Here is a 13,342-nt window from a genome sequence, read left to right as displayed (position 1 = left end):
AGGTATGCCTTCGTACGACAAGAATGACATTCAGCGCCGCATGACCGGCGCGGTCGAGAACCTCAAGCACGACCTGGCCGGACTGCGCACCGGGCGCGCCTCGACCGCACTGCTCGATCCCATCCAGGTCGAGGTATATGGCGCCAACATGCCGATCAATCAGGTGGCGACGGTTTCTGTGCCCGAGCCGCGCACAATCTCGGTTCAGGTCTGGGATCGCAGCAACATTACGTCTGTTGAAAAGGCGATCCGCAATGCCGGCCTCGGCATCAACCCGATTGTGGATGGTCAGCTGATCCGCCTGCCTATTCCTGACTTGACCGAGGAGCGCCGCAAGGAATTGGCGAAGCTCGCCGGCCAATATGCGGAGAAGGCGCGCATCGCGGTCCGCAACGTGCGCCGCGATGGCATGGATGCGCTTAAGACCGACGAGAAGAAAAAGGAAATCAGCGAGGACGAGCACAAGCGTCTCGACGCCGAAGTCCAGAAAATGACCGACGACACCATTAAGGAAATCGATGCCGCCGCTCATTCGAAGGAACAGGAAATCCTCGGCAAGTGAGTGCAATTCCCGCCGCGACCGATGGGGCGCCCCCCCGCGCCGGCGGGAGCGGAGCCGTACCCCGGCACGTCGCCATTATCATGGACGGAAATGGGCGCTGGGCGGCAAAGCGGGGACTGCCGCGTGTTGCGGGCCATCGTGCCGGTGCGGAGGCGGTGCGTCGTACCTTGCGCTCGGCCGTCGAGATGGGCGTCGAAGTCCTTACGCTTTATGCCTTTTCGTCCGAAAACTGGCGCCGATCGGAAGAGGAAGTCAGCGACCTTAAAGGACTTCTTGGTTTCTACCTCGAGCGTGAGCTTGCGGAGTTGGAACGGGAAGGCGTGCAACTCCGGCTGATCGGCGACCATAGTGCGTTCGGCAGTGATCTTGCGCAGCGGCTGGAAAAGGCCGTCAAGCGAACTGCTCACAATCGGCGGCTCACGCTGGTTATCGCGCTCAATTATGGTTCGAGGTTGGAAATTGCTGCCGCTGCCAAGCGGTTGGCGGCCAAAGCCACTTCCGGTGAAATCGACGTAGGCGCGATCGACGAGCAAATGTTTGGCGCGGAGCTGATGACCAGCGAGTGGCCCGACCTGGATCTGCTCATTCGAACGTCGGGCGAAAAGCGGTTGTCGAACTTCCTGCTGTGGCAGGTGGCTTATTCGGAGCTGGTGTTTGTCGATACGCTCTGGCCTGACTTCGACGAGCGGGCGTTTAAAGCCGCGCTTGAAGAATTTTCTGCGCGCCAACGGCGCTTCGGAGGCCGATGAAGGAATTACTGACTCGAACAGTGGTTGGCGTCGTCCTGATCGTCGTCGCCCTGGTCGAAGCGATTCTGGGCGGCTGGCCGTTCGCCGTCATGGTCGCCCTCATTGCCACCATCATGTACCTTGAATGGTCCAGGATCGTGGCGGGATGGGGTGTTCTGTGGAAGATTTTCGGCTTTGCTTACTGTCTTTTGCCAGCCGTCTCCCTGCTGTGGATCCGCGAGCGCGCAGAATTTGAAGGCATCGGTACCGGGTTCGACCTTCTGATGTGGGTCTTCCTGGTTGTCTGGTCGACCGACATCGGAGCCTACTTCGCCGGACGGGCGATCGGCGGCCCGAAACTGGCTCCGTCGGTGAGCCCAAACAAGACCATTGCGGGACTGGCGGGCGGAGTCATCAGTGCCGCAGTTGTTGCGGGCGCATGGGCGGTTTCCACCGATCTTCCGCCAATTCTGCTTTGGCTCGCGGCGCCATTTGCGGTTGCGGCGCAAATGGGCGACCTTTTCGAAAGCGGCCTGAAGCGAAAGGCGGGCGTGAAGGATAGCGGGACCTGGCTGCCCGGCCATGGTGGGCTGCTCGATCGGCTGGACGGTCTTGTGCCGGTCGCGCTGCTGACAGCGAGCTTCATGGTAACGGATTGGCTATGACTCCCCGGAAGGTCTCGATCCTTGGCGCTACCGGATCGGTTGGCACGTCGACCCTCGATCTGGTCGAGCGCTATCCAGACCGCTTCGAGGTGATCGCTCTGACGGCGGCCCGCAATGTAGAGGCGCTTGCCGACGCCGCCAGGCGAACCTCGGCGAAGCTGGCCGTTATCGACGATCCCTCGTTGCTCGAGGAATTGCGATCCCGACTGGTGGACACCGGCTGCCGTGCCGAAACCGGGCGAGATGCTTTAGCGGAGGCAGCTTCCGGCGATGCGGAGCTAGTTGTCGCAGCCATTGTTGGCTGCGCCGGGCTGGAGCCCGCCATGGCGGCTGTCGAAGCCGGCAAAACGCTCGCACTTGCAAACAAGGAAGCGCTTGTCACGGCGGGCGACCTGATGACGGGGGCTGCTGCTCGTAGCGGATCGGTAATCTTGCCGGTAGACAGCGAGCATAATGCTATTTTCCAGTGCCTTGCAGGTAATGATTGCAAGCAGGTATCAAAACTCATCCTGACCGCAAGCGGGGGTCCGTTCCGCACGAAGTCGGTCCAGGAAATGGCATCGATGGATGCCCGTGCCGCGGTCGCCCACCCGAATTGGTCGATGGGCGCCAAGATCAGCGTCGATTCCGCGACGATGATGAACAAGGGCCTTGAACTAATCGAGGCGCATCATCTGTTCGGCTGTCCGTCCGGCCAGATCGACATCCTCGTTCATCCGCAATCCGTCGTTCATTCGATGGTGGAATTTATCGATGGGTCGGTCATTGCGCAGCTTGGCAGTCCCGACATGCGAATCCCCATCGCCTTCGCGCTGTCCTATCCGGACCGTGTCGACACGGGCGTCGAGCGCCTCGATCTTTCGAAGGTTGCAACGCTGACTTTTGAAAGTCCGGATCCGGAGCGCTTTCCTGCCCTGAGGCTTGCGCGCGCGGCGTTGGAGGAGGGGGGCAGCGCGCCCGTTGTACTCAACGCCGCCAACGAGGAGGCGGTGACTGCATTTCTCGGGGGGCGGATCGGTTTCCTCGATATTGCGCGCACAGTGGAGGAGGCAATGGCTCGAACCAGCGCATCCGCGCCCCGTTCCATCGCCGATGTCATCGACATCGACCGTTCGGCAAGGGCATTGGCGCAGCATCTGATGACTGAATTGGCCGCCTGATGTTCGACCAGCCTCCGCTGTGGTTCATCGCCGTCGCCTTCCTGTGCGCGATTGGCCCGCTCGTCTTCATCCATGAGCTTGGCCATTATCTGGTCGCTCGCTGGTTCGGCGTGGGCGCCGAGCAGTTCTCAATTGGCTTTGGCCGCGAGGTCGCTGGATGGTCGGACAAGCGCGGCACTCGCTGGAAGGTCGGTTGGCTGCCGCTGGGCGGCTACGTCAAATTCGTCGGCGACATGAATGCTGCGAGCCAGGCCGACGCTGATGCTGAGCTGTCCGCGGGGCAGCGCTCCGTGGCGTTCCACAACAAGCCGTGGTGGCAGCGATTCCTCATTGTGTTGGCAGGTCCGGCCGCGAACTTTCTGCTGGCGATCGCAATATTCGCCGCATTTTTCGTGGCGCTTGGGCGGCCAGCGACCAATCCCGTCGCGCAGGTTGTAACGCCCGGCAGCGCTGCCGAAATGGCTGGCATCCGCGTTGGCGATCGCATCCTCGACGTTGCGGGGCAGGGGACGGACTCCCTGGAGGATATCGCGCGTATCGTGTCGATCCGTCCGGGCGAGCAGGTTACGATCCGCTACCAGAGAGGCGAAGCAATCGCCTCAACCGACGCATTGCTCCAGGTCGAAGAGGTCAAGGACCAGTTTGGGCAGAGCTTCCGAATTGGCCGACTGGGAATCGGCCAGGAGCGCAGGGAATTCGAGAAAGTTGGCGTCGTTGAGGCCATTCCCGCGGCAACGGGCTATACCTTTGCGCTCACTCGCTCGATGATCGACGGACTTTGGCAAATCATTAGCGGGCGACGGTCGACCAAGGATCTCGGCGGGCCGCTTAAAATGGCCCAGATCGCCGGCCAGCAGGCAAGCCTCGGTCTTTTCGAATTCATTCAGCTTGTTGCGCTGTTTTCAATTAATCTGGGATTCATCAACCTCTTGCCAGTTCCTATGCTCGATGGCGGCCATCTTGTTTTTTACGCGGCCGAGGCGGTCAGGCGGAAACCTGTCAGCATCCGGGCGCAAGAATGGGCATTTCGTGGCGGACTGGCGATGCTCTTGGCATTGCTGGTCTTTACCACGTTCAACGATCTGGCTTCTTTCGGACTGTTCCGGTGACGTGGCGCTTGATTGGTTGAAAGCGTTGGGGCAGGGCTAGAACATCATCTGCGGCGCCATTGTTTTGTGGTGTCGCCCATCAGCATAGGGCGGGGACGCGCGTGATTTTCAGCAATTCGGTAGTCAGCAAGCGGATGGGCAGTCTGCTCCTCGCGGGAACCATCCTCGGCGGCTGGGCGGCCCCGGTCTGGGCTCAGGAAACATCCGCGGCGCCAGCTCCTACGACGCCTGCTCCCGCGGCGCCTGCTCCGGCAGCACCCCAGGCGACACCGGTTACGGTGGCTGCTCAGTCAGCCGGCACTATCCGGTCCATTCGCGTCGACGGCGCTGAGCGTCTCGAGCCAGAAACGATCCGTAGCTACGCAAATCTCGTTCCGGGCCAGGAATATACGACCGAGACCCTCGATCAGGCCCTGAAAGACCTGTACGCGACTGAACTGTTCGCCGATGTCGTCATCAGTGGTGCCGACACCGGTAACCTCGTCATTACCATTCGCGAAAATCCGGTGATCAACCGCATCGTGCTTGAGGGCAACAAGCGCATCAAGGCGGACAAGATCACGCCGGAAATAAAGCTCGCGCCTCGCCAGATCTTTACGCGCTCGAAGGTCCGGGCGGACGTTGACCGGATCATCGAACTTTATCGGCGGCAGGGGCGATTTGCTGCCCGGGTCGAGCCGAAGATCGTCCAATTGGACCAGAACCGCGTCGATCTGGTGTTTGAAATCACCGAAGGCGACAAGTCCAAGGTTCGTGCGATCAACATCATTGGTAACGAGCAGTATGACGACGGCCGGCTTCGCAAGGAGATGTTTACAAAGCAGGCAGGCGGCTTGCTCGGGTTCATCAAGTCGAATGACAGCTATGACCCGGACCGGCTGGCTGCTGACCAGCAGAAGCTGCGCGCTTTCTATCTGACCGAGGGATATGCTGACTTCCGCGTCGTGTCGGCGCTGGCAGAGCTTACTCCTGACCGTCAGGATTTCATCATCACTTACGTGGTTGAAGAAGGGCCTCGGTATAAGTTCGGCACGGTTGAAGCCGAGAGCCAACTTCGCGACTTCAACGACGCGCGGGTCCTGTCGCTGGTAAAAATCCGGCCGGGCGATTGGTTCAACGCCAAGCTCGTCGAAGACACTGTCACCGGACTGAACGAAGTAGCGGGCGCGCAGGGCTATGCGTTCGCGGACGTTTCGCCGTCCTATGATCGTGACGCCGAAAAGAAGCTGATGAATCTGACGCTGCGCGTAGCGGAGTCGCCGCGCGTCTACGTCGAGCGGATCAACATCCAGGGCAACACCGTCACGCGGGACAAGGTGATCCGGCGGGAGTTTCGTCTCAACGAGGGGGATGCCTTCAACTCTTTCAAGGTGAAGCGTAGCCAGGATCGTATCCAGAGCCTCGGTTTCTTCCAGGAAAACCTCGAGATCAAGCAGGCGCAGGGCTCATCTGCCGACCGCGTCGTTCTCAACTTGGACGTCGAGGAGAAATCGACCGGTGAACTCCAGCTTTCAGCTGGTTATTCAAGCCTGGAACGTTTCATCGTTTCCGCGTCCATCGCCCAGCGCAATTTCATGGGTAAGGGGCAGCAGCTTTCGGCCGGGGTCAACTACTCCCGCTATTCGAAGTCCATCCAGCTCGGTTTCACCGAGCCCTACCTCTTCGACAAGGCGATCCTGCTGGGTGGCGAGATTTACCGGCGCGATTACAACAGCTTCAATTTTATCGGTAACGAGCGCAACCGCACCTACGGCCAAACGTCGACGGGCGGCGGAATACGGCTCGGCTTCCCGGTCACGGAATATGTGACGTTCGGGACGCGCTACTCGCTTGTTCTCGACAATATTACACTGAACAAGGATACGTTCTTTTCTGATACCGACGGCGATGGCGACCGTGAGTGCAATCCCAACCTGTCCAGCCAGTATCTCTGCGACGAACTCGGAAGCCGTGTGACTTCGTCGATTGGCTATACGCTAGCCTTCGACAACACGAACAGCATTCGGGCGACGCGGGGTCAGCGGCTTGTGCTGTCCCAACAGTTTGCGGGTCTTGGCGGCGACGTGAAGTATCTGCGTACCCAGGCAGATGCGACCAAGTACATTGCCCTGCCAAAAGGTTTCGTGCTGTCCGCTCACCTAGAGGGTGGCTATATCCATCCGCTGCAGGATTCTCCGGGGCCGTTCCGCGACGCTATCAGGTTGAACGATCGGTTTTTCGGGGCCCAAATGCGTGGTTTCGATATTCGCGGCATCGGGCCCAGGATCCAGCGCTATCGCTACGCTGACACCGACGGAAACCTCGACACGTCGGACGATAATGTGGTCAGCGATTCGCTAGGTGGTCGCGCTTATTATATGGGGCGCCTAGAAGTTGAGTTCCCGACCAGTTCCGGACTCAAGAGCCTCGGCCTCAGGCCGTCAGCATTTCTCGACATCGGCTCCGTATGGGGTCTCAAGACGCCCGAGCTGGCTGGGGAAAGGCTGGGCCTCTGCGTCACGCCTGCGACGGACGACACTGACCCGGACGCTGTGCTTGGCGTGCCGTGCCCCGATGGGACGACGTTTGTCGGCGGTTTCAAGGAGTTTTTCCGCGGCAACTCACCCAAGCCACGCGTTTCGGTCGGTATCGGTGTCAACTGGGTTTCGCCTTTCGGCCCGCTACGCCTCGATCTGGCCAAGGCGCTCGTCACCCAGAAGGGCGATGAAACCAAGCTCTTCTCATTCAACGTAGGGACCCAATTCTGATGATGACCCGTCTTGCAGCTGCGCTTGTCGCAGCAACCGTCCTTGCCACTCCGGCATTGGCGCAACGTGTTCCGGCGGCCGCAATCGCGGTTGTCGACCTCGATCGCGTCGGTCGGGAGTGTAACGCCTGCCGTACTGCCGCGACTGCTCTTCAATCGCAGGTGACGGCCTTCACCAACCGTCGCAACACGCTGACTCAGCAGCTGCAGCCGGAACGGCAGTCGCTGACAACGGCAGTGCAGGCGCTCAAGGGAAAGCAGCCTGACGCCGCGCTCACCGCCCGGATCCAGGCGTTCCAGCAGAAAGAGGCCAGTGCAGCGCAGGAGTTGGAGCGTCAGCAGGCGCAGATACAGCGTAACCAGGCCTACATCAGCCAGCAGGTTAACGCGAAGCTCGTCCCGCTGCTTCAGCCAGCGATGGAACGCCGCGGCGCCAACGTGCTGATGGATAGCGGAGCGGCACTTCGCTACGCCACGACGCTCGATATCACGAACGATGTACTCGCCGCACTCAACTCGGCTCTGACTAGTGTTGTAACGACGGCTCCGGCGCAGCCCGCGCAGCAGACGCCGCAGGGCCGATGATCGAAGCTGCTTCTGACGCCGCCATTGGACCGCTGGACGTTCGGCGGGTGATGGCGGCGTTGCCGCATCGGTACCCGATGCTGCTGGTGGACCGGGTCGAGAGCTTGGTCGTCGACAAGTCGATCTCAGCTATCAAGGCGGTCAGCATGAATGAAGGCTTCTTCCAGGGGCATTTCCCCGGAAGGCCGATCATGCCGGGCGTGTTGATCGTCGAAGCGCTTGCGCAGGCCGCAGGTGTGCTTGCGGTCGAAAGTCTTGGCCTCGCGAACAGCGGGAAGCTGGTATATTTCATGGCGATCGACGGCGCTAAGTTCCGCACACCTGTGGAGCCCGGATGCCTTCTTCAGCTCGACGTCGAATTCGTCCAGAAACGATCAAGTGTCTGCAAGTTCGCTGGACGGGCGTCGGTGAACGGAAAGCTCGCGGCAGAAGCTAACTTCACCGCAATGATCGCTGATCCGCCGGCTGCTTGACGGTCCATTCATCGGCGCCTGCCAAGGTAATCCGAAAAATATTCTCAAAGCGCTCGTCGGACAGCAGTTCGGCGGGCGCTTTGTCTAGTTGAACGGCGCCGTCCGCAACCAAGATCGCACGGTCGAAGTGCCGCAATTGCGAAAGGTCGTGCACGGAAACGATCAGGATTTTCCCGGCATGCACCGCCTGCCTGAAAATCTCCAGAAAGCGAATGACCCAGTAAGGATCGAGGTTCGACAGGGGTTCATCAAGGAGAATGAGCTTGGGGTGGGAAGCCATTGCCCGCGCCATTAGCACTCGTGCCCTCTCGCCGGTTGACAGCTGATTGACGGGACGATCAGCGAGAAGGTCCAGTTCCAAGGTATGCAGCAACGCCTCAATTCGACTTGGATCTTCTGCGTCTGCACCCAAGCCGAGCAGATCGCGGACGGGTATGGGCCATGTAATATCACGCGAAGCCGGCATGAAGGACAGCAGACGGCGCCGACGCGCCGGTGGTGTCCCATCGACGCATTCTCCATCGACAAATACATTGCCGGCGGCATTTTCGACACGAGCAATGGATCGCAGCAAGCTCGTTTTGCCGCCGCCGTTGGGACCGACAAGGGCAACCAGGCTTGGGTCACTAATGACAAGATCTGTCGGGTGAAGCCGGGTTGCAAGCGCCAGCCCTCGGGCGACCAATGACGTCATGCCGTCATACTCCGACGCATTCCGACGACTAGCCAGATGAACAAGGGCGTTCCAAGCAGCGCTGTCAGAACGCCGACCGGTATGGGGCGATCAAGCGGCACGGCGCGGACAATCAGATCCGCGCAAACCAACAGGAGCGCCCCGATGATGGCGGCTGGCGCCATCGCTCGTCCCGGGTGTCCGCGACTGAGTTTGCGGGCAAGGACGGGTGCGATAAGGCCCACGAAGCCGATCGCGCCTGCAACCGCAACGCACGCACCGACGGCGACGGCGGACAATGCAATGACTTCCAAGGAAAGCTTCCGAGGTCGAAGACCGCTCGACGCCGCCACGTCTTCGCCCAAGGCGAACAGGTCGAGTGCTGATGCCCGGCGAAGCAAAAGAAGGACAGCGACGGTCGCGGGGAGAAGGGCAGCGGCCACTTGGCCAAAACTGCGATCGACGAAGCTGCCCATCAACCAGTCGAACGAGTCGTAAAAAGCGAACGGGGATGGGGCAAGCGCAAGCGCGAGACTGGTAACTGCCCCGGCCGCCAAAGAGATTGCCAGACCCGCCAGCAAAAGCGTCGCAGGCTCCGCCCGTCTGCCAGCGAGCACAATCAGGAGTGCCAGCGCCGCAAGAGCGCCAGCGGCGCCACAGGCGGCCAACGCGAGCGGCTGGGTGAGGCCCAGCCAATAACCACCCAGGACTGCCCCCAGAGCGGCACCGGTCGATGCTCCGCTGATATCGGGTGAGGCGAGCGGATTTGCGAAGACGGCTTGCAGGGCGGCACCGGCAACGCCGAGGGCCGCCCCATATCCGAGGGCGAGCAGGACTCGGGGCAGTCGCAATTCGAGCAGAAGCAATCGGCCGAGATCAGGATCGATGTCCCATGCAGCTCGAAGGGAATGCCATGGTAGCGCGAGATGCAGTGCGACTGCAAGAATGGCTGCCAAGGCTATGATTTTCTTCACAGTCTGGCCCTGAGGCGATCGATTTCGTCAAGCATTATTGGGCCAGCGCAGGTCCAAGGCCTGCCATCGGTTTCGACGATTTTTGAACCAGCCGGGCTTGCAAGTGGATGTGCCAGCCATCTCTGCCCCAGTGATGCCTGCCGCCGACGATAATTGGAAAGCAGCACAACGGATGGCGGGTGGATCGCCATCATTTCTAACGTTGCCCTGCCGCCGGGAAGCGGACGCTGTCGCAGGCCCGCAAGCTTCATCCATTTGCCTGCGAGGGTATCAGGTCCGGTACTGTAACCACCCTGATTGAGGAGGATGGCGTCAAGCTGCGCCTGCCGGGCGGCTGACAGCTTGTGAAACCGCTGCAACCACGGTCGGGCGCGCTCTGGGTGACCGAGCAGCCCCGCAACACGTTCCATGTTGCGCGCAACGTCTGCCGGAGATTGCGGGGTGGGGAGATCGATAGATCGAAGCCCCATGCGGCTGGCAATCTCAGCGCTTGCCTTCCCACCGCCGCTCATTGTTAGGACGATAGTCGGCCGTGTCGAAATTGCGCTTTCGAGGTCGCCGCTATTTGAGGCGATGCCATTTGCGCGGCGCCACAGAACGGAATCCAACCGGTCGCCGGCCAATCTGCTGAGGCTAGCGATTTCGTAAGGCCGGGCAAGCAGCAGTAGATATTCGTCCGTGCACAGGTTCAGTGACGTCACCCGGATGATCTGGCTAGCGATCGAGAGCGAAACGGAGACCGGCATGAATGGTCCTTCCTTCAGTTCGATAGCCAACCAGATCCTGGTTCTGGTTGCCGATCATGTTGGCCAGGCGAACGCTCAGCTGAACCGTCTCGTTGATCGCATAAGCCGCTCGCGCATTTGCGAGCCAGTAGCTTTGGAGATTGACGAGGTCATATGGCGCGCTGTCGCGTCGATCGCGATGACGGCCGACGAAGGTGAGAGATGCCCCATAGGTCCACCGGCCCGCCTCTCCGTCCGCCGAGATAGAACCGCTATGTTTTGGCCGACGCTGCTCGATCGTCGCGGGCATTGAATGGAATTTGCGCTCGGTCGCATCGAGGTAAGAGTAGTTGGCTGACAGTCGTGCCAACGGGGAGGGAGCCCAGTTCGCTTCGAACTCCACGCCGTGCCGACGGCTGACACCATTCGCGTTGAGGGTGCTGGAGAAATCGGAACTGTCGACGATCTCATCCTTGAGGCGCTGATGGAAATAGGTGGCAGCAGCAGAAAAATGACCGCGTGCCACTCGCCCGGCAATCTCCCAGCCGCGCGACTTCTCCGGCCTCAACGACGGATTGCCCACGAAAAATCCCGGGAAATACCCATATAGGTCGAAGAAGGTCGGCTGAGCGATCCCTTCTCCATAAGTCGCGATTACTGTCATGCCCTCTGTAAAGTTGACCTTCATCGCGGCGCGAAGACTTGTTGCGTCCTTGAACCGGGAAAATTGGTCATGTCGCACGGCAACGTCGGCCGAAATCGGACCAAAACTGCCGCCCCGCCACTCGGCCGTAAGCGAATGATGGCGGCGTGAACGGTCCTGGTTTGTCAGGCCAAAACTATTCTCGTCGCGCGCATGGAATTTCTCCGTTTCCGTTTCCAGCGCTGCAATGAATCGATGCTTTCCAAACCGATAGCCGCTCTCCAGAGTAATGGATCGCCGATCAGCCCAGCTTTTGTTGATGAGCGAGCCGTCCAACATGTTGCGGTTCGACGATCCAAGCAGGCTCGCGGATAGCGCAGCATAACCGGCGTCGCGTCGGCCATATTCGGCATAGAGCCGACCGGCGGCAATGCGGTTGCGGCTTTCGTCCAGCGTGTCAGCCCGCTGAAAGGTGTCCGGATCATAACCATCGAACTGGCTGTAACCAGCGGTCGCAAAGGCAGACCCGCCCAATACGAACGCCGGTGATATGCCGAACCGACCGGACGCGCGCATGGAGAGGTTGCGATACCCGTCGCGCTCGCCATCACCCTGATAAGCGTCGACGCCGTCGCTGCCCTGGCCCGCCAGGCCAAATGCCAGACCCCGATCTGCGGTGCCGACCGCCGAACTAAGGGAAGCTCGCCAACTGGAATGGCTGCCAGCTTCCACCTGCCCCTGAGTCGTCCCAGTCCCGGCGGGCTTTCCGTCCACTGACACCACGCCGCCGATGGCTTCTGACCCCCACAAGGCGGACTGCGGTCCCCTAACCAGGGTGATGCGATCAGCGAGATCGGCGTTGAGCAACTCGAAGCGGGGTTCATTACCCGCTGCGGGATCGTTCGCCCTGATGCCGTCGACGAAAAGAAGACTGTGATTGGCCTCCGCGCCCCGGATACGCAGCTGAGCCTGCGAACCGGTCGGACCACTTTCCGATACGGCAGCGGATGGCGCCAATCGAATGACGTCGATCGCTAAAGGGCTACCGAGCCGTTCGATGCGCTCCGCGTGAATGACGGTCACGCCGGCGAAGCTGGATTGGACGGTTTCGGGCGACCTCGACGCAGTGACGACGATCGCGGGCTGGTCTGGCAGAGGTAAGTCGGGCATTTCAATCCTTCCGTTCCATGACATGTCGTCACGGAGGGAAGGCGCGCCTGCCCACGTCCCGCGGCTGGTCCCGGCCGGGAAACGGACGACGGCCAAGGCGGGTATCTGACTTCCTTCGACTGGCGCCGAAGTCACAGTTGCGGGCACAGTGCCGGATGTTCGCCGGCTTCCCCCTTCGCCGGCGGCATTACACCGCCGGAACCCTAGTCCGTTGTTGCGACTGCAGCCGGGGAGGATGCCTTGTCAAGGCGGGCCACGTCCGCTAGGGGCGCCTCGTACTTTTCCGGCTGGTCGGAAACCAGCCATTCCAAAGGAAACTGATCATGAAGAGCGGGACGCACCCCGATTATCACTTCATCACTGTCCAGATGACGGACGGCACGACCTACCAGACCCGATCGACGTGGGGTCAGGAAGGCGATACGCTGCAGCTCGAAATCGATCCGAAGGCCCATCCGGCCTGGACCGGTGGCCGCGGCCAGATGCTTGACGCTGGCGGCCAGGTCGCGCGCTTCAACAAGCGTTTCGGCGGCCTTACGCTCGGCAAGAAGTAAGCGGTATGAGCGGGCATCCCGGGCACGCCCCGGGATCCCCCATAGTGATGCAGGCGCCGGTCATCGAGACCGAGCGCCTGCGTTTGCGTTCGTGGCAGAAGGCTGACTTCAGGCCTTACCATGAAATCATGAAGCATCCCGACGTCCATCGTCATTTCGGTCCCGAGCCAATCGGCGCCGAGGAGTGTTGGCGCCGGATGTTGGCAGCCGTTGGCGGCTGGCAATTCAACGGGTTCGGCACGTGGGCGGTCGAACGCATTAGCGACGGCAAGCTCATCGGAAATGCCGGATTATTCACCGCCTGGCGGGCGCTGGAACCGGAATTCGGCGAGCAGCCCGAGATGGGATGGATTTTTTCGAGCGAAGTCCATGGGCAAGGCTTCGCTGGAGAAGCCTGCCGCGCGGTCCTCCAGTGGGCCGAGGCGAACCTCGCCCCGACGCCGATTTGGGCTATCATTGCCCCTGAAAACATCCCGTCACTGAAACTAGCCGAGCGCCTTGGCTTCACGAAGACGGCCGATACCGAGTATCACGGCGATCCAACGGTGGTGCTGCAACGCCCGGCCTGGGCCTGA

General features: G+C 60.8%; 14 protein-coding genes and 1 riboswitch. Of the genes, 10 read left to right on the top strand and 4 right to left on the bottom strand.

From position 1 onward, the window contains the following. Positions 1–4 precede the first annotated feature (4 nt). The 8 genes from frr to fabZ all read left to right on the top strand — a co-directional run bounded on the left by frr (position 5) and on the right by fabZ (position 8,028). Positions 5–562, top strand: coding sequence for a ribosome recycling factor (gene frr / locus D3M59_RS01090; RefSeq protein WP_119530765.1), 558 nt, complete (start codon positions 5–7; stop codon positions 560–562). Continuing rightward, entirely contained in the window at positions 559–1,311 is a 753-nt protein-coding gene (locus D3M59_RS01085; RefSeq protein WP_407695419.1) for an isoprenyl transferase, read from the top strand. The genes frr and D3M59_RS01085 overlap by 4 nt, the downstream gene beginning before the upstream one ends. After that, complete coding sequence (locus D3M59_RS01080) at positions 1,308–1,955, top strand: phosphatidate cytidylyltransferase (RefSeq protein ID WP_119530760.1); 648 nt, start codon at positions 1,308–1,310, stop codon at positions 1,953–1,955. Before D3M59_RS01085 ends, D3M59_RS01080 begins: the two co-directional genes overlap by 4 nt. After that, entirely contained in the window at positions 1,952–3,115 is a 1,164-nt protein-coding gene (locus D3M59_RS01075) for a 1-deoxy-D-xylulose-5-phosphate reductoisomerase (protein WP_119530757.1), read from the top strand. The genes D3M59_RS01080 and D3M59_RS01075 overlap by 4 nt, the downstream gene beginning before the upstream one ends. After that, a complete protein-coding gene (gene rseP / locus D3M59_RS01070) occupies positions 3,115–4,224 on the top strand; it encodes an RIP metalloprotease RseP (protein WP_119530754.1) in 1,110 nt (369 codons plus the stop codon). Before D3M59_RS01075 ends, rseP begins: the two co-directional genes overlap by 1 nt. A 134-nt stretch (positions 4,225–4,358) precedes the next feature. Continuing rightward, complete coding sequence (bamA, locus tag D3M59_RS01065; protein WP_119530751.1) at positions 4,359–6,971, top strand: outer membrane protein assembly factor BamA; 2,613 nt, start codon at positions 4,359–4,361, stop codon at positions 6,969–6,971. Then, positions 6,971–7,555 carry an OmpH family outer membrane protein gene (locus D3M59_RS01060; RefSeq protein ID WP_119530748.1) on the top strand — a complete coding sequence of 195 codons (585 nt, stop codon included), beginning with the start codon at positions 6,971–6,973 and terminating at the stop codon, positions 7,553–7,555. The genes bamA and D3M59_RS01060 overlap by 1 nt, the downstream gene beginning before the upstream one ends. Then, the gene (fabZ, locus tag D3M59_RS01055; protein ID WP_119530745.1) at positions 7,552–8,028 is read left to right on the top strand and encodes a 3-hydroxyacyl-ACP dehydratase FabZ; all 477 of its coding nucleotides are present in this window, start codon (positions 7,552–7,554) and stop codon (positions 8,026–8,028) included. The genes D3M59_RS01060 and fabZ overlap by 4 nt, the downstream gene beginning before the upstream one ends. On the opposite strand, the gene D3M59_RS01050 is transcribed toward fabZ, so the two are convergent. From D3M59_RS01050 to D3M59_RS01035, 4 genes are read right to left on the bottom strand one after another with little or no spacing between them, the layout of a single operon-like run. Continuing rightward, complete coding sequence (locus D3M59_RS01050; protein WP_119530742.1) at positions 7,994–8,722, bottom strand: ABC transporter ATP-binding protein; 729 nt, start codon at positions 8,720–8,722, stop codon at positions 7,994–7,996. The genes fabZ and D3M59_RS01050 overlap by 35 nt on opposite strands. Beyond that, positions 8,719–9,675 carry a FecCD family ABC transporter permease gene (locus D3M59_RS01045; RefSeq protein ID WP_119530739.1) on the bottom strand — a complete coding sequence of 319 codons (957 nt, stop codon included), beginning with the start codon at positions 9,673–9,675 and terminating at the stop codon, positions 8,719–8,721. Before D3M59_RS01045 ends, D3M59_RS01050 begins: the two co-directional genes overlap by 4 nt. Then, positions 9,672–10,421, bottom strand: coding sequence for an ABC transporter substrate-binding protein (locus tag D3M59_RS01040; RefSeq protein WP_119530737.1), 750 nt, complete (start codon positions 10,419–10,421; stop codon positions 9,672–9,674). Before D3M59_RS01040 ends, D3M59_RS01045 begins: the two co-directional genes overlap by 4 nt. Continuing rightward, positions 10,390–12,213: a TonB-dependent receptor plug domain-containing protein gene (locus D3M59_RS01035; protein WP_158581911.1), complete on the bottom strand. Its 1,824-nt coding sequence runs from the start codon at positions 12,211–12,213 to the stop codon at positions 10,390–10,392. The genes D3M59_RS01040 and D3M59_RS01035 overlap by 32 nt, the downstream gene beginning before the upstream one ends. Positions 12,214–12,292: 79 nt before the next feature. Then, positions 12,293–12,435: riboswitch (cobalamin riboswitch) on the bottom strand. A 101-nt stretch (positions 12,436–12,536) separates the two neighbouring features. On the opposite strand from D3M59_RS01035, the gene rpmE reads away from it, so the two are divergent. Beyond that, the gene (gene rpmE / locus D3M59_RS01030; protein WP_119530731.1) at positions 12,537–12,767 is read left to right on the top strand and encodes a 50S ribosomal protein L31; all 231 of its coding nucleotides are present in this window, start codon (positions 12,537–12,539) and stop codon (positions 12,765–12,767) included. Between the two features lie 5 nt (positions 12,768–12,772). Next, positions 12,773–13,342, top strand: a complete 570-nt coding sequence (locus D3M59_RS01025; protein ID WP_119530728.1) for a GNAT family N-acetyltransferase — start codon at positions 12,773–12,775, stop codon at positions 13,340–13,342.

Origin of the sequence: Sphingomonas edaphi (genome assembly GCF_003583725.1) — a bacterium.
Taxonomy (GTDB): domain Bacteria; phylum Pseudomonadota; class Alphaproteobacteria; order Sphingomonadales; family Sphingomonadaceae; genus Sphingomicrobium; species Sphingomicrobium edaphi.
The sequence above is the reverse complement of the archived record's forward strand: the minus strand, read 5'-3'. Positions and strand labels throughout refer to the sequence as shown.

Coding starts and splice junctions, on each gene's coding strand:
- frr (WP_119530765.1), top strand. CDS start 5: ATGCCTTCGTACGACAAGAATGACATTCAGCGCCGCATGACCGGCGCG.
- D3M59_RS01080 (WP_119530760.1), top strand. CDS start 1,308: ATGAAGGAATTACTGACTCGAACAGTGGTTGGCGTCGTCCTGATCGTC.
- D3M59_RS01075 (WP_119530757.1), top strand. CDS start 1,952: ATGACTCCCCGGAAGGTCTCGATCCTTGGCGCTACCGGATCGGTTGGC.
- rseP (WP_119530754.1), top strand. CDS start 3,115: ATGTTCGACCAGCCTCCGCTGTGGTTCATCGCCGTCGCCTTCCTGTGC.
- bamA (WP_119530751.1), top strand. CDS start 4,359: ATGGGCAGTCTGCTCCTCGCGGGAACCATCCTCGGCGGCTGGGCGGCC.
- D3M59_RS01060 (WP_119530748.1), top strand. CDS start 6,971: ATGATGACCCGTCTTGCAGCTGCGCTTGTCGCAGCAACCGTCCTTGCC.
- fabZ (WP_119530745.1), top strand. CDS start 7,552: ATGATCGAAGCTGCTTCTGACGCCGCCATTGGACCGCTGGACGTTCGG.
- D3M59_RS01050 (WP_119530742.1), bottom strand. CDS start 8,722: ATGACGTCATTGGTCGCCCGAGGGCTGGCGCTTGCAACCCGGCTTCAC.
- D3M59_RS01040 (WP_119530737.1), bottom strand. CDS start 10,421: ATGCCGGTCTCCGTTTCGCTCTCGATCGCTAGCCAGATCATCCGGGTG.
- D3M59_RS01035 (WP_158581911.1), bottom strand. CDS start 12,213: ATGCCCGACTTACCTCTGCCAGACCAGCCCGCGATCGTCGTCACTGCG.
- rpmE (WP_119530731.1), top strand. CDS start 12,537: ATGAAGAGCGGGACGCACCCCGATTATCACTTCATCACTGTCCAGATG.
- D3M59_RS01025 (WP_119530728.1), top strand. CDS start 12,773: ATGAGCGGGCATCCCGGGCACGCCCCGGGATCCCCCATAGTGATGCAG.